The 19,072-nt window shown below is 37.4% G+C and carries 18 protein-coding genes; 9 read left to right on the plus strand and 9 right to left on the minus strand.

From position 1 onward, the window contains the following. Nucleotides 1–6 precede the first annotated feature (6 nt). The 4 genes from PYW32_RS12370 to PYW32_RS12385 all read left to right on the plus strand — a co-directional run bounded on the left by PYW32_RS12370 (nt 7) and on the right by PYW32_RS12385 (nt 3,095). On the plus strand, nt 7–1,338 hold the full coding sequence (locus tag PYW32_RS12370; protein WP_016173970.1) for a 6-phospho-alpha-glucosidase: 1,332 nt from the start codon (nt 7–9) through the stop codon (nt 1,336–1,338). 66 nt (nt 1,339–1,404) lie between these two features. Then, nucleotides 1,405–2,169 carry a MurR/RpiR family transcriptional regulator gene (locus PYW32_RS12375; RefSeq protein WP_016173969.1) on the plus strand — a complete coding sequence of 255 codons (765 nt, stop codon included), beginning with the start codon at nt 1,405–1,407 and terminating at the stop codon, nt 2,167–2,169. A gap of 2 nt (nt 2,170–2,171) precedes the next feature. After that, nucleotides 2,172–2,627, plus strand: a complete 456-nt coding sequence (locus tag PYW32_RS12380; RefSeq protein ID WP_016173968.1) for a hypothetical protein — start codon at nt 2,172–2,174, stop codon at nt 2,625–2,627. A gap of 3 nt (nt 2,628–2,630) precedes the next feature. After that, on the plus strand, nt 2,631–3,095 hold the full coding sequence (locus PYW32_RS12385) for a PTS sugar transporter subunit IIA (RefSeq protein WP_016173967.1): 465 nt from the start codon (nt 2,631–2,633) through the stop codon (nt 3,093–3,095). A 35-nt stretch (nt 3,096–3,130) separates the two neighbouring features. On the opposite strand, the gene PYW32_RS12390 is transcribed toward PYW32_RS12385, so the two are convergent. Beyond that, nucleotides 3,131–3,940: an endonuclease/exonuclease/phosphatase family protein gene (locus tag PYW32_RS12390; RefSeq protein WP_016173966.1), complete on the minus strand. Its 810-nt coding sequence runs from the start codon at nt 3,938–3,940 to the stop codon at nt 3,131–3,133. Between the two features lie 251 nt (nt 3,941–4,191). Between PYW32_RS12390 and PYW32_RS12395 the strand changes: the two genes are divergently transcribed. After that, complete coding sequence (locus PYW32_RS12395; protein ID WP_016173965.1) at nt 4,192–6,462, plus strand: glycoside hydrolase family 65 protein; 2,271 nt, start codon at nt 4,192–4,194, stop codon at nt 6,460–6,462. Nucleotides 6,463–6,567: 105 nt separating this feature from the next. Continuing rightward, nucleotides 6,568–7,578 (plus strand): LacI family DNA-binding transcriptional regulator, encoded by a 1,011-nt coding sequence (locus tag PYW32_RS12400; RefSeq protein ID WP_016173964.1) that lies wholly within the window; start codon nt 6,568–6,570, stop codon nt 7,576–7,578. 53 nt (nt 7,579–7,631) lie between these two features. Here the strand turns inward: PYW32_RS12400 and manA are convergent, their stop codons facing one another. The 5 genes from manA to PYW32_RS12425 form a co-directional block, all read right to left on the minus strand. After that, nucleotides 7,632–8,582 carry a mannose-6-phosphate isomerase, class I gene (gene manA, locus PYW32_RS12405; protein ID WP_016173963.1) on the minus strand — a complete coding sequence of 317 codons (951 nt, stop codon included), beginning with the start codon at nt 8,580–8,582 and terminating at the stop codon, nt 7,632–7,634. Nucleotides 8,583–8,616: 34 nt separating this feature from the next. After that, nucleotides 8,617–9,609: a serine hydrolase domain-containing protein gene (locus tag PYW32_RS12410; RefSeq protein WP_016173962.1), complete on the minus strand. Its 993-nt coding sequence runs from the start codon at nt 9,607–9,609 to the stop codon at nt 8,617–8,619. Nucleotides 9,610–9,649: 40 nt separating this feature from the next. After that, nucleotides 9,650–10,156: a P-loop NTPase family protein gene (locus PYW32_RS12415; protein WP_016173961.1), complete on the minus strand. Its 507-nt coding sequence runs from the start codon at nt 10,154–10,156 to the stop codon at nt 9,650–9,652. A gap of 74 nt (nt 10,157–10,230) precedes the next feature. Continuing rightward, nucleotides 10,231–11,028 (minus strand): VOC family protein, encoded by a 798-nt coding sequence (locus PYW32_RS12420; RefSeq protein ID WP_016173960.1) that lies wholly within the window; start codon nt 11,026–11,028, stop codon nt 10,231–10,233. Nucleotides 11,029–11,131: 103 nt separating this feature from the next. Then, nucleotides 11,132–12,067 (minus strand): ROK family protein, encoded by a 936-nt coding sequence (locus tag PYW32_RS12425; protein WP_016173959.1) that lies wholly within the window; start codon nt 12,065–12,067, stop codon nt 11,132–11,134. Between the two features lie 143 nt (nt 12,068–12,210). Here PYW32_RS12425 and PYW32_RS12430 point away from each other — a divergent pair, with 143 nt between their 5' ends. The 3 genes from PYW32_RS12430 (at nt 12,211) to PYW32_RS12440 (ending at nt 14,093) form a co-directional block, all read left to right on the plus strand. Then, on the plus strand, nt 12,211–12,642 hold the full coding sequence (locus tag PYW32_RS12430; protein WP_338070867.1) for an HIT family protein: 432 nt from the start codon (nt 12,211–12,213) through the stop codon (nt 12,640–12,642). Next, nucleotides 12,643–12,996, plus strand: coding sequence for a YtxH domain-containing protein (locus tag PYW32_RS12435; RefSeq protein ID WP_016173957.1), 354 nt, complete (start codon nt 12,643–12,645; stop codon nt 12,994–12,996). A 125-nt stretch (nt 12,997–13,121) separates the two neighbouring features. Continuing rightward, nucleotides 13,122–14,093, plus strand: coding sequence for a peptidylprolyl isomerase (locus PYW32_RS12440; protein ID WP_016173956.1), 972 nt, complete (start codon nt 13,122–13,124; stop codon nt 14,091–14,093). Between the two features lie 45 nt (nt 14,094–14,138). On the opposite strand, the gene PYW32_RS12445 is transcribed toward PYW32_RS12440, so the two are convergent. The 3 genes from PYW32_RS12445 to PYW32_RS12455 are packed head-to-tail and all read right to left on the minus strand — an operon-like array spanning nt 14,139 to nt 18,974. Beyond that, on the minus strand, nt 14,139–15,083 hold the full coding sequence (locus PYW32_RS12445; protein WP_016173955.1) for a 3'-5' exoribonuclease YhaM family protein: 945 nt from the start codon (nt 15,081–15,083) through the stop codon (nt 14,139–14,141). Between the two features lie 40 nt (nt 15,084–15,123). Further along, nucleotides 15,124–17,790: an ATP-binding protein gene (locus PYW32_RS12450; RefSeq protein WP_016173954.1), complete on the minus strand. Its 2,667-nt coding sequence runs from the start codon at nt 17,788–17,790 to the stop codon at nt 15,124–15,126. Next, entirely contained in the window at nt 17,787–18,974 is a 1,188-nt protein-coding gene (locus PYW32_RS12455; RefSeq protein WP_016173953.1) for a metallophosphoesterase family protein, read from the minus strand. The genes PYW32_RS12450 and PYW32_RS12455 overlap by 4 nt, the downstream gene beginning before the upstream one ends. Nucleotides 18,975–19,072: the final 98 nt, after the last annotated feature.

Raw genomic sequence — 19,072 nt, forward strand, 5'->3', positions numbered from 1 at the left:
AAAATTATGAAGAAATTTTCAATCGTCGTTGCCGGTGGAGGAAGTACATTTACTCCAGGGATTGTGCTAATGTTATTAGACAATTTAGACCGTTTCCCAATTCGTCAAATTAAATTTTATGACAATAACGAAGAACGTCAAAAACAAGTGGCCGATGCCTGTGAAATCTTATTAAAAGAAAAAGCCCCAGAAATCAACTTTGTTGCGACAACTGATCCAGAAACAGCCTTTACAGATGTTGATTTCGTCATGGCACACATCCGCGTTGGTTTATATGCAATGCGTGAAAAAGATGAAAAAATCCCATTAAAATATGGCGTTGTTGGTCAAGAAACATGTGGCCCTGGTGGAATTGCTTATGGTATGCGCTCCATTGGTGGTGTTTTAGAAATCTTAGACTATATGGAAAAATACTCACCAGATGCTTGGATGTTGAACTACTCTAATCCAGCAGCTATTGTTGCAGAAGCAACACGTAAATTACGTCCAAACTCAAAAATCATCAATATTTGCGATATGCCAGTGGGGATTGAAGAACGTATGGCACGTGCAGTTGGCTTAAACTCACGCAAAGATATGGTTGTGCGTTACTACGGATTAAATCATTTTGGCTGGTGGACAGACATTCGTGATAAAGAGGGCAATGACTTAATGCCAAAGATTAAAGAACATGTAGCACAATATGGTTATTCTCTACAAAATGAAATCGAAGAATCACAACATTTAGATGAAAGCTGGATGCACACCTTTGCCAAAGCACGTGAAGTCTATGCTGTTGATCCAGATACTTTGCCAAATACGTATTTGAAATATTATTTCTACCCTCAAGATGAAGTGGCTCATTCAAACCCTGATTACACACGTGCCAATGAAGTAATGGCTGGCCGTGAAAAACATGTCTTTGGGGAATGTAATGCAATTGCTGCACGTGGCAATACAGAAGGAACAACACTTGAAATCGATGAACACGCAAGTTATATTGTCGATTTAGCCCGTGCGATTGCTTATAACACACATGAAAGAATGTTATTGATTGTACCGAATAATGGTGCCATCGTAAACTTTGATGAAACGGCTATGGTTGAAGTACCTTGTATCGTTGGTTCAAACGGTCCTGAACCATTGACACAAGGAAAAATTCCACAGTTCCAAAAAGGTTTGATGGAACAACAAGTATCCGTTGAAAAATTAGTAGTGGAAGCTTGGGTAGAAGGTTCTTACCAAAAACTATGGCAAGCCTTAACCTTATCACGAATCGTGCCAAATGCGCGAGTTGCTAAACAATTATTAGACGATTTAATCGAAGCTAATCAAGAGTTTTGGCCTGAATTAAACTAATTATTAGTAGTTACTTATCCCTCTTTCTTCTTTTTCAGTTATAATAACAGAAGAAGGAGGGATTTGATGAAATTACAACGTTTGATTCATCACTATGTCAAAGACTTAAGTGAGCTAGATTTAGAAATTTTGCATTACATTGTAGAACACACAGATGAAGTTGTTAGCTTAAGCATTCTTGATTTAGCCGAAAGAGTCCATTCATCCAAGTCATCGATTTTACGTTTGACGAAAAAAATGGGCTTTTCCGGTTATTCTGAATTCAAATATTTTTTGCGACAAGAACAACAACATTTAATAGTTGAAGAAAGTGAAAAACAAATCTACGACAAACAATTGGATGATATCCAACAAACATTGGATTATATCCGCTCCGTTGATTTGCAACCAATTAACGAACTACTTAGTAAAAGTAAAACGATCTATTGTTACTCAACTGGATTCTCTCAGAAAAAGCCCTTAGAAGAATTTTCAAAAATGATGTTATCACTAGAAAAAAGAGCCATTATCTTACCCAATAAAACAGAATTAGATATGGCTATGCCTATGATTACTAGTGATGATTGCTTTATGGTGACTTCTGTCAGTGGAGAAACAGCAGATGTAAAAGAAAATCTGACGACATTTCATATGCGTCAAATCCCTGTAATTGCGATTACAGCATCTGGCAATAACTATTTTGCTCGTAATAGTACGCATCACTTAAACTACTATTGCTCCCCTTTTACTATCGGGAAAAAACATAGTGAAGTCATTTCATTAATAACTTTGCATTGTTTAATTGATTACTTGTATCGTTCTTACGGGATTTACCAACTAACGGAGGGATAACTATGCTGCGATGGACAACGAATTCCAAGCGACTACAACAAATCTTATTAACTTATTGGGTCCTCTTCCCTATTTTATTTTATGTTTATTTGCTAATTTCTAGTATAATGAAAGACGTAGCAATACAAGACTTAATTCAATATGTTCCTGGGATAGCATTGGGGAATCTTATTGCTTGTTTGACCCTTTTTCAAGCAGCTGTTCTCTTTTTTGTTAGTCGCGTTTCACAAAGTAGAGAGGGTTTATTAGGACAGTTTGTCTTTATTTCAATTTTTCAACAAGCGATGACAGGGAATATTATTGGTGCTCTGTTAACCTTCTTCTTACGACGTGCCTTATTACCAGTAAAAGAAAATACATCATCTCAAATTAAATTAATTTTTTACTTTGCAATTGGATTTATTTTATTATTAAGTTTTCTAACGCTATTTATTGCTTGGCGTTTGAGAGGAGCGTAAAAAATGTTTTCACTATTTAAAAAGAAAAAAGCAGCCCTACACAGCCCTACTACAGGAACCTTAATCCCACTATCAAAAGTCAGCGATCCAGTATTTGCCGAAGGAATGATGGGCCCTGGTGTAGCAATTGAACCTTCAATTGCCGAAATCTATTCTCCTGTCGAAGGAACAATTACGACTGTTTTTCCTACGAAACATGCGATTGGCATAAAATCAAAAAATGGCAAAGAAATTTTATTGCATATCGGCATTGATACCGTAGAATTAAACGGTGAAGGATTTGATATTCAGGTAAAAGAAGGCGATAAAGTGTCACCTGACACCTTGTTAGTACGTGTCGACCATTCGCTATTAAAAGCCAAAGGAAAAGCGTCAACGTTGATGGTCTTATTCCCAGAGGAAAAAGATTTACCTAGCGTCCAAGAGCGCAGTGTTTCTGCTAAAGAAGAAATTTTTTCACTAGATTAAAAAAAGTTGTGAGGGTTTTTCCTCACAACTTTTTTTTAGTTGAATACTACTGCAACACCAAAGTGATCACTAACCACTGGTCCGCTAATTCCATCAAACATCACTTGATAGGTTTCTGGAACAAATTCTTCTGTGGCAAAAATATAATCAATGCGTAATTGCCCTTTATTATCTTTCCAACCATCAATAGCCTTTGAAACGGTGTATGAGCCGATTTGTTGCTTCGATGATACAAATGTATCATGCAAGCCTAATTCGCTTGTCGTGACCAATTGATAGCCTTCTGTGTCCGCTGGGTTATTAAAGTCCCCCATCACAATTAAGGGATACTCACTATCTTTTAATGCCTCCACTGTCTTTTGCCATTCGACCACAAAGCCCTCTTGTGACCACCAAGAATAGTGTCCGCTACATACACGAACCATTTGTCCGTCAATTTCAGTAAGACCTGTTAATAACTGACGACGGCGATGATCTTCAGCATCTTCAAATTGTGCAACCAAATAATCTTTTGGCAAAATCGGATTTTTAGATAATAATGCCAAGCCTTCATGAAATTTCTTATAGCCAATATGACAAAATGTCCATGTCCAATAATACTCTGCGTCATTTGCCGCTAAATAATCGACTAAACGTAACACAAAATTATCTTCATGAATCGTCATATCCGTTGTTGGACAATACAAGTCCCCTGTAATTCCTGGTTCTGAATTGATTTGTTGATTCACTTCTTGCAAAGCAATCACGTCGTAATTTTCTTTTAAAATCATTTCTGCTAATTGTTCAAATTTCTCTTCTGGATTTTCTTCCATCCAACTGTGTGTATTTAACGTTAATACTTTCATTACTTTTTACGTTCCTCACTCTCAAACCTACGACCAACAGCAACATCTTCAAGTATTGTAGTACACTTCGGATAGCGAAACAACCATCTTTTTTGAGTCGTATTACCCCCTATTCAAATAAAACGCAATCGGTTTCTCTATTGTTTCGTTTAAAAAAGAAAATAAACCAATCTATAAAATTACCCTTGACTAACGCAATCGTTTGCGTTTAATATAGACTTATAAAATAAACGAGCTGGAGGAAATAAATTATGCAACATATTCAACGTCTTTTTGATATTCATCCATGGAAAATCGCTACAACGAAACTAGATGTCGAAAATCGTCGTTTGCAAGAATCTTTAACAAGTATTGGAAACGGCTACATGGGGATGCGTGGAAATTTTGAAGAAAAATATAGCGCAGACCATCATTTAGGAACTTATTTGGCAGGCGTTTGGTTCCCCGATAAAACGCGAGTTGGTTGGTGGAAAAATGGGTATCCAGAATATTTCGGTAAAGTGATCAATGCAGTGAACTTTATTGCCATGGATATTTTTGTGAATGGCGAAGCAGTTGACCTTTCCGTCATTGAACCAAAAGATTTCTATATGGAATTAGATATGGAAACAGGGATTTTGGCCCGTCGTTTTACGGTGACTGTTGGCGGTGCAACGATTGCTTTCTCTTTTGAGCGTTTTTTAAGTATCGTCAAAAAAGAACTCGCGATGATTCGAATGGACGCAGAAGTCTTAGCAGGACATGCAGATATTCATATTGTTTCAAAATTAGATAACAATGTTCAAAATGAAGACAGTAACTACGATGAAATGTTCTGGGAAGAGTTAGCAAAAGGAACAACGAATGATATCAATCATTTAACAACTCGTACTGTCCCGAATCCATTTGGTATCGAACAATTTACCGTTACTTCTGCCATGACGCATAATGTGTTACCGACAACGATTGAGACAAGTGACTTAGCGATTGCTGCTACGTTTGATTTCCAAGCAAATGCGGGAGAAAAAGTTCATTTAGAAAAAGAAGTCGTGGTTCTAACTAGTCGTGACGTTGCAGAAGAACAGCAAGTTGCAACAGCGATTGATTATGTGACGAAGTTTGGTTCAAATTATGATTCTTTACGTCAAGAACAAGCCGATGCTTGGCGCAAACGTTGGGATTTAGCAGATGTGACCATCCAAGGCGATGATGCCGCACAACAAGGGATTCGCTTTAACTTGTTCCAACTTTTCTCTACTTACTATGGGGAAGATGAACGATTAAACATTGGACCAAAAGGCTTTACTGGTGAAAAATATGGGGGCGCTACTTATTGGGATACCGAAGCATATGCCGTACCATTATATCTCGCATTAGCAGATTCTAACGTGACTAAAAATCTCTTGAAATACCGTCACAACCAATTACCACAAGCACAACATAACGCACGTCAACAAGGTCTTAAAGGTGCACTTTACCCAATGGTTACTTTTACAGGAGTTGAGTGCCATAATGAATGGGAAATTACCTTTGAAGAAATTCATCGTAATGGTGCGATTGCCTATGCAATCTATAATTACACAAACTACACAGGTGACACAGAATACCTAAAAACAAATGGTTTAGAAGTGTTAGTCGAAATTGCACGCTTCTGGGCAGATCGTGTCCACTACTCAAAACGCAATGATGCGTACATGATTCACGGGGTAACTGGACCAAATGAATACGAAAACAATATTAACAACAACTGGTACACAAATACAATTGCTGCCTGGGTCTTAAATTATACTTTGGAAAATTACCTACGTTACCAAGAAGAAACAACCATTACGATTACAGAGGAAGAACAAGCAAAATGGCGAAAAATCATCGAAAAAATGTACTTCCCTGTGGATGAAGAATTAGGTGTATTCGTTCAACATGATACATTTTTAGATAAAGATTTAATGCACGTTACGGAATTAGATCCAAAACATTTACCATTAAATCAAAACTGGTCATGGGATCGTATTTTACGTTCTTGCTTCATCAAACAAGCTGATGTATTACAAGGTATTTATTTCCTAAATAATCAATTTACAGAAGAAGAAAAACGTCGCAACTTTGAATTTTATGAACCAATGACTGTTCACGAGTCTTCTCTATCACCTTCTATTCATGCTATTTTAGCAGCTGAATTAGGCATGGAAGACAAAGCGTTAGAAATGTATGAACGTACAGCACGGTTAGATTTAGATAACTACAACAATGACACAGAAGATGGGCTACACATTACTTCAATGACAGGTAGCTGGCTGGGAATTGTTCAAGGCTTTGCTCAAATGAAAACGTTCGATGAAACATTAAGCTTTGCCCCATTTGTACCAAAAACTTGGGATTCTTATGCGTTCCATATCAACTACCGCGGCCGCTTATTGGCAGTGTCTGTTACACAAGAACAAGTGACCTTGAAACTACTGGAAGGTGATGCGTTAACACTAACAGTTTATAAAGATAGTTATACACTCGAAGATACGCTCGAAATTCCTGTGAAGAAAAACTAAGTCTGCTTGTAAACGTTCATTTGTCAGTGACAAATGAACGTTTTTTCAAATCAAGCTAGCGGGTGCTTGTTCCCTGTGATACTATATTCGAGAGGTGAGAAAAACATGAGTATTACGGTAAAAGATGTAGCAAAAAAAGCGGGTGTGGCGACATCGACCGTCTCCCGTGTCATCAATGACCATCCGAGTATTTCGGAAGAGACAAAGAAAAAAGTACGCAAAGTAATGGCTGAATTAGGATATACACCCAATTTAGCAGCGCGCAATTTAGGAAAACAAATTTCTAGTGCAATTGGGGTAGTATTACCTCCGTTAGATTCAAAAGAACGGATTGGCAATCCTTTCCATTTAGAAACCATTGAAACAATTAATGATGAAGCACGCAACTACGACATGTCGGTTGCCATTGCTTCTGCGAGAGATTTCGATACGCTTTTAGAAAACGTCCAACGCATGCACCGCCAGAAACAAGTAGACGGCTTTATTTTAACTTATTCAGATAAAGATGATCCGGTTATTCGCTATCTCTTAGAAAAAGAAGTACCCTTTACTTTGATTGGCCAACCGTATATTTCAGAAGAAAAAACGATTTATGTGGACAATGACAATCAACTTCTAGGCAAACAAGCAACGGAATATCTCATTGCAGAAGGACATGAACAAATCCTTTTTGCCAGCAATATCACACATGAAAATTTGTATTATGAACGCTTTTTTGGTTATCAAAAAGCATTAATGATGGCCAATTTACCAGTTTATCCCGCCGCAACGTTTGAAACGCCTGATGATTATGTGGCATTTGAAGAAACGTTATTGCATACCAAGGCAACGGCTATTGTGGTATTGGATGATTTATTTGCTGTAAGAATGATGCAGTTGGTTAATTTATATGGCTATCGCGTGCCAGAGGATATTTCCATTATTAGCTTTAACAACTCCATTTTTGCCACATTGATTCATCCCTATTTAACAAGCATTGATATTGATGTTCCTTCCCTAGGTAAAATCGCTACTCAACGATTAATGGACCAATTAAATAATAAACAACAACGTAGTGTACGTGTCGTTGTGCCTCATCGTTTGATTAAACGTGAATCAGTGATGAAGCGACAATAAAAAACGAGTTGAAACCAATTGTTACTGGTTTCAGCTCGTTTTTTTGAGGTTAATTATTTCTCTCCTGGTTCTGAAGCAATAATTTTTACATCGCCTTGAATTTCCCAGTTTGTAATTTGATCTGGCAAAATAAAACTAGTTCCTAATGCCAATTCATAAGTTTCACTAGCAACTACTAATTTTCCAACCCCTTCAATAACCGTAGCTAAGGTATACGGTGCTTGCTTTTTAAAGCCTAAAACGCCTTTTACTTGCCACTCATAAACATTGAAAAAGTCTGTTTTTAAATAAGTAACCACTGCAGATTCACCATGCCTTACCTCGGTAATACTTAGTTCTGGTGTACGAGCAGGAATAGTTGTCACATCCACTGATTGTTGGATGTGTAGCTCACGCGTTTTCCCTTGATCGTCTGTTCGATCGTAATCATAAACACGATACGTGGTATCAGAGCTTTGTTGTGTTTCTAAAATTAAAATGCCTTTACCAATCGCATGAATAGTCCCACTAGGAACATAGAAGAAGTCACCTTTTTTAACTGGTACCCGAACAAATAAATCATCCCAACGTTCTTCTTCAATCATTTGGGCAAGCTCTTCACGGGTAGTTGCTGAATGACCATAGATAATTTCTGCTCCAGGTGCCGCATCAATAATATACCAACATTCTGTTTTGCCAAGTTCGCCTTCATGCTTCAATCCATACGTATCATCTGGATGAACTTGTACGGATAAATCATCTTCCGCGTCCAAAATTTTGATTAGTAATGGGAAAACATCTTCACTTGGTTGACCAAACAACTCTTTATGCTCCGCCCATAACGTATCTAATGTTTGTCCTTGGTAAGGGCCATTTTTTACCACACTCACGCCATGTGGATGGGCACTAATCGCCCAGTCTTCTCCAATATGATCATTGGGAATATCAAAACCAAAGACTGTTTTTAAACGACTTCCTCCCCAAATTTTTTCTTGAAATACAGGTTCCATAAATAATGGTTGCATTGTTGATCTCCTCTCATTTCTTTTTCTTCGGCTATTATAACACGTTTTGTAATCGTTTTTCGGACAAATACATGGCGATAATTTCATCTCTATGTTGGATATACGCTTCACGTTCATCTTTTAAATGGACACGATTGGATAAAAAGGCGAAAGCTTGCCGTTTGCTTGGATCCATCAAAAGAAAGGTACCCGTATAACCGGTATGAAAAAACATATCGCCTCTTAAATCCCAACCTAATGACCGTTTCCCTTTTTTAGTAGGTGTATGGTCTTGTAATAACCAAGTAATGGTTGCTGGTGTTAAGTAACTGCCTTCAAAATAAGCTTGAATAAAACGTGACAAATCATCAATGGTCGTAAACAAACCGGCATTTCCAGCGTGCTTTCCTAACACCCGTGCTTTCGGGTCATGCGTCACGCCTTTTAAGATTTCACCGTTTGCTAATTGCTGTGTGGGAACAACTAATCCTTGGGTAATGGGTGGAAATTGGCTATGAATCATCCCAATTGGTTGCAACACTTCTTCTTGAAAAATAGTTGTGACTGGTTTATGCAACAATTCTTCTAACATGAAGCCTAATAAAATCGTGCCCGCATCGGTATATTTCATTGTAATCCCAAGATTTTCTCCCGATTGTAAGGTCAAATAGGCAGCACGTAATTCACTAGCCGATAATTGGTCACGGTTAGGAATCCATGTTTGGATATCCGAGGTATGGGTTAATAAATGACGCAACGTAATTTTTTCATCCTCAAAAGCAGGTAAATAAGCTTTTAAAGGAGTATCAATCGCTACTTTTCCTTGTTCCCATAATCGTAAGACCACACTTGTCGTACAAATCACTTTGGTTAAAGAAGCCACATCAAATACGTGCTGACGTGTCATTGGTTCCCGATATGGTAAAATAGCTGCTTCACCTAAGAGTTGTGTCTCAGTTTTCTGTGGTTCAATGAATTGATAGACAGCACCTGGAAACACGCCTTGTGCGTGTTTTTGTGCAATTAATGCTTGTGTTTGAGGATACATGATGGTGACTCCTTTTCTGGTAATTACCTAGGTATTTCTCTTAACCAAATGTGCGGTATAATTTTTCTAAAGATTTTTGATTGCGAACAATTATTGTTTTCTTTGGATATTTTTCTTGAATTTCTTGGTAATGCTGTCGAATAGGTTTTGTTCGTCCCTGATACAAAACCCACCAAAAAAATGCCCAATCAATTTTTTCTTCGCATCCTGCGGCCATATCAGGACGGGTTTTTCCTCGATACGTGAAATATCTTTTTACCACACGAAAAAGTGCTTGCCTACGAGGAAACAATAACAAAATAATTTGGTTGGCATCTGCTAAGCGCTCGGCTTGATAATAACGTGTATAATTCCCATCAATCACCCAATTTTTTTGTTTTAAATATTCTTTAACAACAGCTTTAGCGTCCTCATCAGAACGAATCTGCCAATTTTCCATAAATTGGACAGTATCCAAATGCAAGCAAGGAATCTGTTGCTTTTCAGAAATGTATTTTGCTAGCGTCGATTTTCCACTACCTGAATACCCTAAAATTGCTACTTTCATTATGTTCTCCTTTCTAAGAAAACGCAAAAACAAAGTCATAAGCTCATGCATGGCGCAATAACTTATGACTTTTTTTAATGACGAACGAACCACCATTCAATGCCTATTGCATCGTAAATCGTTAAAATAGATTTCTTTTTATCAATAAAGAATTCTTTTTGCAAATCAATTAAATGTTTTTCTAATGCCAAAATCGTTTCCTCACTGATAAAGAATTTTAAAAATTCTAAACCAAGAATTTCATGACTCTCGACATCAATTGCGTCACTTTCTGCTAGATTTAAGCCAACATGAAACGACTGCGCATTTAAGTGATATGTTTGTTTTTTGTTTTCAAGCCCCAATACTTCATGCAAAAATGTTGCTTCTTCTGTCATGTCCGACACGTTTAAGTGAATGTGTTCAAAGTGAGTATCCGCTGAGAGATGCAAATATTCGCCAGTGCTTGTTGCTAATAACGCTGCTTCTTGAGTGATTGCTTCGTTTGTTTGTGTATAGATTTCTAATTGATTTTCTTCTGGGTCCATTAAACCAATCCGGACCTCCGTCTCATGAAAAGAAACCGTTAATGGATAATCTGCTTTTTTTAAGCGTGCATACATATCGCCTAATTCTGCTACATGACCAACACGCAAAACGAGGTGTTGTAATTTTTTGACTGCTCCAAAGTAATCTTGCGCACGTGGACTTTCTTCTAACCACAACGCTTCACTTTTATCTTCAATCGTTCCCATAATCGCTAAGGCATTTTCTTCCCCTTTTAAGACAAAACCAATCAAATCACGATAAAAATCAATCATTTTATCACGATCTTTGACACGAATCGCTACCGTTGCTAGTTCAGTAGTTGTGCCTAAATTAAAACCTGACATTTTTTCACGGCCTCCTTGTTTCTTCTCAAACTATTGTACTGATAAAAAAACATTCTCGCAACCAAAACTCTGGATATTTTCAGAATTTTTCAACAGGTAGTTTTCATAACTTTTGTGATTTTTTATACAATGGATAGACGGCACCAATAATGCCCGCATCGTTTTTTAATTTGGTTGGTAAAATAGGCGCCCAACCGTATTGCTTGATAAAGGTGATACTTTCATGTCGTGATTCTAACGTGTTCATCGCTTCTTGGAGTCCTTCAATAAATTGCTCATTGGCGCTAATTCCACCACCAATTAAAATTGCTTCCGGATCAAATTGACTAATTAAGTTCATCAATCCAATTGCTAAATCTTGATAAAAACGGGTCACTACTTTATGGGCAATCGGGTCATTTTCGCTGTAACGTTGAAAGATTTCCCGCGCATCCCAAGTAGGTGTTGCCTCTGGTTGAGTTTCTTTCAACGCTTCATTATAAAGACGACACAATCCACCAATGACTGCCGAACGCAGATTTAAGCTCGCAAATTCCACATTGCCTTCTTCAGGTAATTCGTTAATGATTGCCCAACCAAACTCGCCAGCCATCCCCCGTGCCCCACGGAAGACTTCGCCATTGATTACAATCCCGCCACCAACACCTGTTCCTAAAACAATACATAAATACGTATCGAAATCACGCGCATTGCCAACCCATTTTTCTGCAATTGCCGCAGCATTCGCATCGTTTTCAATGACCGCTGATAAACCAGTTCGTGCTTCGATTTCTTCTTTTAAGTTGGTACCGTATAAGGAACGAATCGCACCTGCAGTTGTCATCATCCCGTCTTTTTGAATTACTCCGGGTGCGCTAATACCAACCCCCTCAATGTCAGTATGCTGGTCTTGATACGTTTGAATAATCGTTGCAACTTGGGTCAAAAAAGCTTCTTTTTCCTTAGGTGTATCGACAGCTCCTTTTTCAAAGACTTGCGCTGTCTCATCAACTAAACCATATTTAATTTGGGTACCACCTATATCAATCCCTACATACATCGTGAAGACTCCTTCAATTAACTTTTCTTTCTATAGTATAGAAGAAAAAAAACGCTTTAACAAGCAAGGTCCTGTGCAAAGGAAAAATAATTACAGCTAAACTCGAGAATATGGTAAAGTAACTATAAAAGAAAGAGGAGGAAATTTTTATGGAAAACTGTATTTTCTGCAAAATTATCAATCAAGAAATTCCAAGTTATAAAGTGTATGAGGATGAAAAAGTCTATGCTTTCTTAGACATTACGCAAGTAACCAAAGGGCATACCTTAGTTATTCCTAAAAAACATGTTTCTGATGTTTTCGAATACGATGAAGAATTAGCCACAGATGTCTTTACACGCATTCCTAAAATTGCTCGCGCACTGGAAGCCGCCTTTCCCGAAATGCAAGGGTTAAATATTGTTAACAACAATCGTGAAGTCGCATATCAAACGGTCTTTCATTCACATGTCCACTTAATTCCTCGTTATGGTAAAGAAGATGATTTCTCGATGCACTTTGGCAAACATATGGACGATTATACTCCTGAAGAAATGGTTGCTATCGCAGATCAAATCAAAGCGCAGGTGAACTAAATGAGTTTTATAAAAGGATTGCTATTTGGTGCAACAGTTGGTGGTGTAGGTGGCCTATTAATGGCACCGCGCAGTGGTAAAGAAACCCAACAAATGGTCGAAACATATATTGATGACGTAACAGAATCAACCAAAGAGTTTAATGAAAGTCTACAAAATTTCCAACAAGCCTTGGCACAAACTCAACAAACGGTGGAAGAAACAATTCCTTATTTTATCAAATCATTACAAAAAGATATTGAAGCCTTTAAGTTTCAAGCTGAGCCGAGACTGGCACGAATCAATGAACAAGTAGAAGAAATGAACCAACATATTGCTTCTCTTCCTGTTCAAAACGAGACTAAGAAAAAGTAAAGAAAAAGATAATTGTATGAATTTTGTTCGAAAGTTTTTGCCAACACTTTCCTTTCTAAAAAAGAGTATGGTATAGTTAGGGCTATGAACATATTGAAATCTAACTAACAGGAGTGCTTAACACAATGAAGAAAAAAATTCTTTTAGCAGTTGTCGGCGCGATGAGCGTTTTCACATTGGCTGCTTGCTCAGGTAACACAAATTCAGAAATCGCAAGTATGAAAGGCGGTAAATTAACCGTTGAGGATTTCTATGAAAAAGCAAAAACAGATCAAAACAGCCAACAAGTTGTTTTTGATATGATTTTATCAAAAGTGTTCACAACGAAATACGGTGATAAAGTAACCGACAAAGATGTTGAAAAAGAAATCAAAAACGTTTTTGGTGACTCTTTCGAAGATCAATTAAAAGCATCCGGTTTAACACGTAAAGATGTCGAAAAAAGTGTTCGTGATAGCTTAGCCTTTAAAGAAGGATTAAAAGCACACGTGAAATTAACAGATGCGGACTTAAAAGCTGCTTGGGATTCTTTCCATCCAGAAGTTGAAGCACAATTAATTGCAGTGATGACCGAAGATGAAGCAAAAGAAGTCAAAAAAGAAGTGAGCAAAAAAGATGCAGACTTTGGTAAAGTTGCCAAAGAAAAATCTGTCGATGCTTCAAAAGAAGATAGCGGTAAAGTGAAATTCGATTCATCAACACCTGCAACAACAGTTCCAGAAGAAGTAAAAGCTGCTGCTTGGGAATTAAAAGACGGTGAAGTTTCTGAACCAATCGCTGTGAACTCAGCTTATGGTACAAGCTATTACGTTGTTAAAATGGTTAAAAACCAATCAAAAGGAAACGACATGTCTAAATTTGAAGACAAAATTAAAGAAATCGCTACAGATACCAAATTAAACGATAGCGAATTTACAACAAAAGCTATTGGTGAAGAATTAGTTGATGCGAATGTTAAAATCAAAGATGAAGCATTCTCAAACATCTTAACTAACTTTATTGATGCTGCTGAAACGAAAAAATCATCTGACTCTGATGCAAAATCTTCTGATACAAAAGAATCAGAAACAAAAGCGTCAACTGAAGAAAGTAAATAAGACAAAATCCCCATCACAATTTTTTGAAATTGTGATGGGGATTTTTTAAATGTTTTTCGGAACATAAAAACTACGATTATCCAAACCAAAAATACGATCCGTGTATTCACCAGGTTCTGTTTGGCGAATCGATGTTAAGAGCATTTGCATCGTAGCATCCAAATTGTCAATTTGATGAAGAATTTCCGCTTCCATAATTCGAGGACGAACCGGAGAACCATATTCTAATAGGCCATGATGTGACAAGACCATATGACGCAAGATAACCACATCTTCTTCTCGTTCATCAATCTTTAATGCTAAACATGCCTTCGTAATTTCTTCATCCACTAAAATCAAATGCCCCACCAAATTGCCAGTTAACGTGTATTCTGTCGACATAGGTCCACTTAACTCAATGACTTTACCTAGGTCATGTAAAATAATGCCTGCATAAAGCAACGAAGCATTTAATTCTGGATATTCGCGAACAATTGCTTTTCCTAAACGTAACATCGTAGTTGTATGATACGCTAAACCACCCGCAAACGCATGATGGTTTCGTTTTGCTGCAGGATATTCAAAAAACTCTTTTGTGTACTGGTTTAACAAGAAACGAACAATTCGATTCCAATGAGGATTGGTAATTTCAAAGAGCGTTTGACTAATTTCTTCTTCCATCGCTTCTCTTTGCATAGGTGCACGTTCCATATACAAACTTGCATCATTGGGTTCTTCTGCTTTGGCAGGACGGAGTTGTAAAATTTTCACCTGGGGATTCCCTTGATAGACTTCCCGTTTCCCTGTTAAATAAACCACCCGACCAGTTTCAAAGCGTTTAATTTCATCATCTGATGCATCCCAAAATTTACCATCTAATGTGCCAGAAGTATCTTGAAAAGTAAAGGCAATAAATTTTTTGCCATTTTTTGCGACCCGTACATCCGCATTTTTAATTAATACAAATGCTTGAAAATCCTCGTCTACTGCTAATTCTCGTAATTTTTTCATTTGCTTTAACGTTTTTTTTACCTAGGTAAAAAAACGTCTCTCACATCCTTTGCTTAATTTCAATTACTGGTTGTTGCAGCCTTTGATAATAGCTTACCATTTCTCGGTCAGAAGACAAACAAATGACTTGATGTTTTTCGCCAAATTCTGCAAATAATTTTGCTAGTTGTTCTTTACGTGAACTATCGTAATGTAACCAACCATCATCAATAATAACTGGACTAACCATCGCTTGTCCTTGTAAAGATAAATACGCAAAGCGAACCGCCATAATCAATTGATCTTTGGTTCCAGTTGAAAGTGTATAGATGTCTAAGAATGACTGTTCGGTTGCTACATGCAAGATACCATCAGACAATAAGACTTGATTGTATCGGCCATTAGTCAATAGATTGAAGTAATGTGACGCTTGGTGTAGCAACTGTGGCAATTGTTGTTCGGATAACTCTGTTGCCAAATCACTTAAACTGGCACTTAACACTTGATTCGTACTCCATGTGACAGCTAAATCTTCAATTTCAGACAGCAAACGACTTTCTTCTTGGTACAATTCATCCAACACCCCGTCAATTTGCAAGTGTTCAATTTGTAATTGTACCCGTTGTTTTTCCTCTAATAATTTTGACAGTTCTTGTTGCAAGTTCTCCTGTTTCTCTTGCATCGCTTGTAACTGTGTCGTTAATTCATCAAAACGAATTTTTTTGGGAAAAAGAGGGGTTAAAAGTTGCGTCAACTCATCTTTACGCTCTGTTTGCTTTTGTTGTTGTTCCCATTGTTTCATCCATAATGGAATCTCTGTTGGATGCTCTAACCCAAATTTCTCTAGTAAATGTTGATACTTTGCAAATAGTGCATCGCGTTCTTCTTTGGTTCGTTTTAGCTGTTGTGCAATTAAAGTACTCGGTTGTTGGAGACGCGTTAATTTAATATCTTGCATTTTATCCGCAAATTCTTCTAAAACCGTTAATTTGTCTTGAATCTCTTTGTTCTCTAATGGTAACCACTCAACAAAGGCTTGAAATTCTGCTTCCACTTCGCCTAATTCATGAATAAGATGTTCTTGTTGTTGTCTACTTTCCGTTAATAGTGTCGTGTATTCATGGAAATTTGTGACTGCTTGTTCGTATTCTTCTAACACTTGGTGCCAAGTATGATAGTTTGTATTGTTGCCAAATGACGGTTGCAAATACGTCAACAACTGATTTTTTTCTTGTTGTGTCTGTGTCAAAGCAGCTTTTTCAGCTTCAATTTCTGCAGCATACGCATCTAATTGCAGAAGCTTTTCTTGCCAAAGTGGTTTAATCTGTGAAGCAGGATTGACTTTCTTATAAACATACAATCCTCCACCAAAAACTAATGCAGCACCACCTAAGAGCATCCCCACATAGTTTAACGGCGTAGGTAACAAGAAACTGACAAGAAAAAGACCCCCACCAATTGCTGGCAAAAGATAAGGTTGAGTAGTCGTTTTTGTCAATAATTCAGGATATTTGTTCTCAATTTTGGTGATTTCCTCTTCAACCGGTTGGCTTTTTTCCGTTAACCATTGGACCCGTAATTCATGCTGTGCAAGTGCTTCATCCAATTCTTCTAAACGATGCAACAACGAAAATATTTGTTCGTCTAACTCTGGTGGCGCAATTTCTTGCTTCCAGCCCCATCGTTCTACCAATTGCGCGAATGCTTGATGAATTTTTTCATACTCGTCATTTAAGCGCTCATATTCATCGACCATTCGAATAATGGGAACTTTTTGACGCAATAACTCTTGAATTTTGCTTTCTTTATCCAGATAAAAGAAATAATGACTCGACTCTTGTCCATGTTCTAAACGAGATAACTCTGCTTGTTTTTTAGCCATTTCATCCGATAATTGTTGGTACTCTTGATAAAAAAGCCGCAACTGCTGATGCTCTTTTTCTGACATGCTACTTTCTTTTAATCGTTGTAGCTGTTGCCATTCTTCATATAATGGCCAATTCATTTTTTGTTGATTCAACGTTTGTTCATACTGTTGTAATTGTTGCAATTGTTGGCGTAATTCTTTTTGTTGCTCGGTATACGCTGACACCTGTTGATAGGCTTGTTTCATATCGTTTTCTTGGGCTTCTTTTTGTTGAATCGTTTCTCTTAGACGTTGCCATTCGTTCAACCGTTTATTTAATGGTAAACGTTGCCCACGTGGTTTAAATAATTGTTGGTTGGTTTTATGATAATTTTGAATTTTTTCCATTAATTGCTTACTGCCACTAATTCCTAAAGAAATCAGTGCGGCATGCAACTCTTTTTCTTGCATCCGTTCAATTTGTGACAATTGTTCTTGCTGAAAGGTAAAAACTTCTTGAAAAACATCTTGGCTTAAAGGCGCCAATAAACGTAACAACAACTGCTCATCGCCTTCTTCAGAACCTAGCCAAACTTTTGCTTGTCCGCGATTGACTTGGCGGTAACGTTCAACCATAATTTCACCATACGGCTCGATTTCTAACCATAATTTCCCACCATATGCTGCCCCATCTTGTGGTGTATAGTCGCGTTTACGCAAGTTCTTTTTAGGAAAACCAAATAAAATCGCTTGAATAAATTGATATAACGTTGATTTCCCTACTTCGTTTTGACCAAAGAATAACTGATTTCCGGGTAAAAATTCAAACGTTTGTTGCCGATAATGCCCAAATCCTACAATTTCTGCTTTTGTTATCTTCATTTTTCTTCCTCACTCCAACAAAACTCTTGTGCGAGTGTTGTTTTCACTTTTTCTAAAGTTTCTTCTTTCAGTGCTTGAGGAGAAATCGTTCGTTTAATTAGCGGATGGGTCACCAATTCTTCAATGATGGTTTCAAAAACTTCTTCTGTTTGATAGCTCATCAATAATTGTGCCATCACATCTTTACCTGTCAGCACTAATTTTTCATTTTCAGGAACCTGATTAATTTCTAATTGATACACAATTTGTTCAAAATGTTTGCTTGCTAAATACGCATTAAGATACGCAATTAATTCGGGTTTTTCTCGATTATTGAGCCAATCTATTGGTAAGTGTTCTGTCTCTGTTAACGAAAACTTGATTAGTTGTCGTTCTGATGTTTGAAAGAAATCTTTCATCGCTTGTAACGCTTCTTTTCGAGTCTTGATACCCGCCAATGATAACTCATATTCCTGCCATACTACTGCCGCTACGTCTTTTGCTTCATATTGCACCGTTACACCATCTAGCGTAACTAATTGAATGCCCGTTTCTTTCTCTTTTTGCGTATGCCCTTGTGGCGTTCCTGGATAAATAATTGGTGGATTATCAGATACGACTGTCGGCACATGAATATGCCCTAATGCCCAGTAGTCATAGTTTTTTTGGCGCATTTCTTGCACTTGAAACGGTGCATAACGCTCTCCATTGCTATCCCCATGATACATACCGATATGATACGGTGCTTGTTTTTGAGGAAATTCATTCACTTTAGATGTTGTAATCCAAGGGTGTTGATAGCTAAACCCGCTAATAGCATATTGTTCACCCGTTTTTGTCTCACCGTGAATGGTTGTTACTTGTTCTTCTGTAAACAGATGAATATTCTCTGGAAAGTCAAACCAGTAGCGTTCATTTTCAAAATAATCATGATTGCCAAAAATCATATACACAGGAATATCCTGTTCTTTCAATCGATTCATTTGTTTAAAAAACTGATGTTGTGTTTTTAAACTCGGACGATTTTGATGGAAAATATCTCCTGCAAATAACAAAAAATCGACCTGTTCTTCTAAAGCAAGGGTGACGATTTTTTCCAATACTTGGTTATTTACAAGAGGTAACGCTTTGACTTGCGCAATTAAATGTAGCCCTTCAAACGAGCGATCAAAATGTAAATCTGCACAATGAATAAATCGCAACATAATTCAAAACCCTCCTCTTTTTCCTATTATTTTACCATTTTTTCACTTTCTAGTCAGCAAAACACGAAAATTCGTTCGCCTCTACTGTTTTTTTGACC

This window comes from Enterococcus saccharolyticus subsp. saccharolyticus (assembly GCF_029023825.1).
Lineage (GTDB): Bacteria > Bacillota > Bacilli > Lactobacillales > Enterococcaceae > Enterococcus_F > Enterococcus_F saccharolyticus.

What these genes read in the sequence shown, in the direction of transcription:
- PYW32_RS12410 (WP_016173962.1), bottom strand. Translation starts at nt 9,609, where the DNA reads ATGTATCCTCAAACACAAGCATTAATTGCACAAAAACACGCACAAGGC.
- PYW32_RS12380 (WP_016173968.1), top strand. Translation starts at nt 2,172, where the DNA reads ATGCTGCGATGGACAACGAATTCCAAGCGACTACAACAAATCTTATTA.
- PYW32_RS12395 (WP_016173965.1), top strand. Translation starts at nt 4,192, where the DNA reads ATGCAACATATTCAACGTCTTTTTGATATTCATCCATGGAAAATCGCT.
- PYW32_RS12415 (WP_016173961.1), bottom strand. Translation starts at nt 10,156, where the DNA reads ATGAAAGTAGCAATTTTAGGGTATTCAGGTAGTGGAAAATCGACGCTA.
- PYW32_RS12370 (WP_016173970.1), top strand. Translation starts at nt 7, where the DNA reads ATGAAGAAATTTTCAATCGTCGTTGCCGGTGGAGGAAGTACATTTACT.
- PYW32_RS12420 (WP_016173960.1), bottom strand. Translation starts at nt 11,028, where the DNA reads ATGTCAGGTTTTAATTTAGGCACAACTACTGAACTAGCAACGGTAGCG.
- PYW32_RS12400 (WP_016173964.1), top strand. Translation starts at nt 6,568, where the DNA reads ATGAGTATTACGGTAAAAGATGTAGCAAAAAAAGCGGGTGTGGCGACA.
- PYW32_RS12435 (WP_016173957.1), top strand. Translation starts at nt 12,643, where the DNA reads ATGAGTTTTATAAAAGGATTGCTATTTGGTGCAACAGTTGGTGGTGTA.
- PYW32_RS12375 (WP_016173969.1), top strand. Translation starts at nt 1,405, where the DNA reads ATGAAATTACAACGTTTGATTCATCACTATGTCAAAGACTTAAGTGAG.
- manA (WP_016173963.1), bottom strand. Translation starts at nt 8,582, where the DNA reads ATGCAACCATTATTTATGGAACCTGTATTTCAAGAAAAAATTTGGGGA.
- PYW32_RS12445 (WP_016173955.1), bottom strand. Translation starts at nt 15,083, where the DNA reads ATGAAAAAATTACGAGAATTAGCAGTAGACGAGGATTTTCAAGCATTT.
- PYW32_RS12385 (WP_016173967.1), top strand. Translation starts at nt 2,631, where the DNA reads ATGTTTTCACTATTTAAAAAGAAAAAAGCAGCCCTACACAGCCCTACT.
- PYW32_RS12450 (WP_016173954.1), bottom strand. Translation starts at nt 17,790, where the DNA reads ATGAAGATAACAAAAGCAGAAATTGTAGGATTTGGGCATTATCGGCAA.
- PYW32_RS12455 (WP_016173953.1), bottom strand. Translation starts at nt 18,974, where the DNA reads ATGTTGCGATTTATTCATTGTGCAGATTTACATTTTGATCGCTCGTTT.
- PYW32_RS12390 (WP_016173966.1), bottom strand. Translation starts at nt 3,940, where the DNA reads ATGAAAGTATTAACGTTAAATACACACAGTTGGATGGAAGAAAATCCA.
- PYW32_RS12440 (WP_016173956.1), top strand. Translation starts at nt 13,122, where the DNA reads ATGAAGAAAAAAATTCTTTTAGCAGTTGTCGGCGCGATGAGCGTTTTC.
- PYW32_RS12425 (WP_016173959.1), bottom strand. Translation starts at nt 12,067, where the DNA reads ATGTATGTAGGGATTGATATAGGTGGTACCCAAATTAAATATGGTTTA.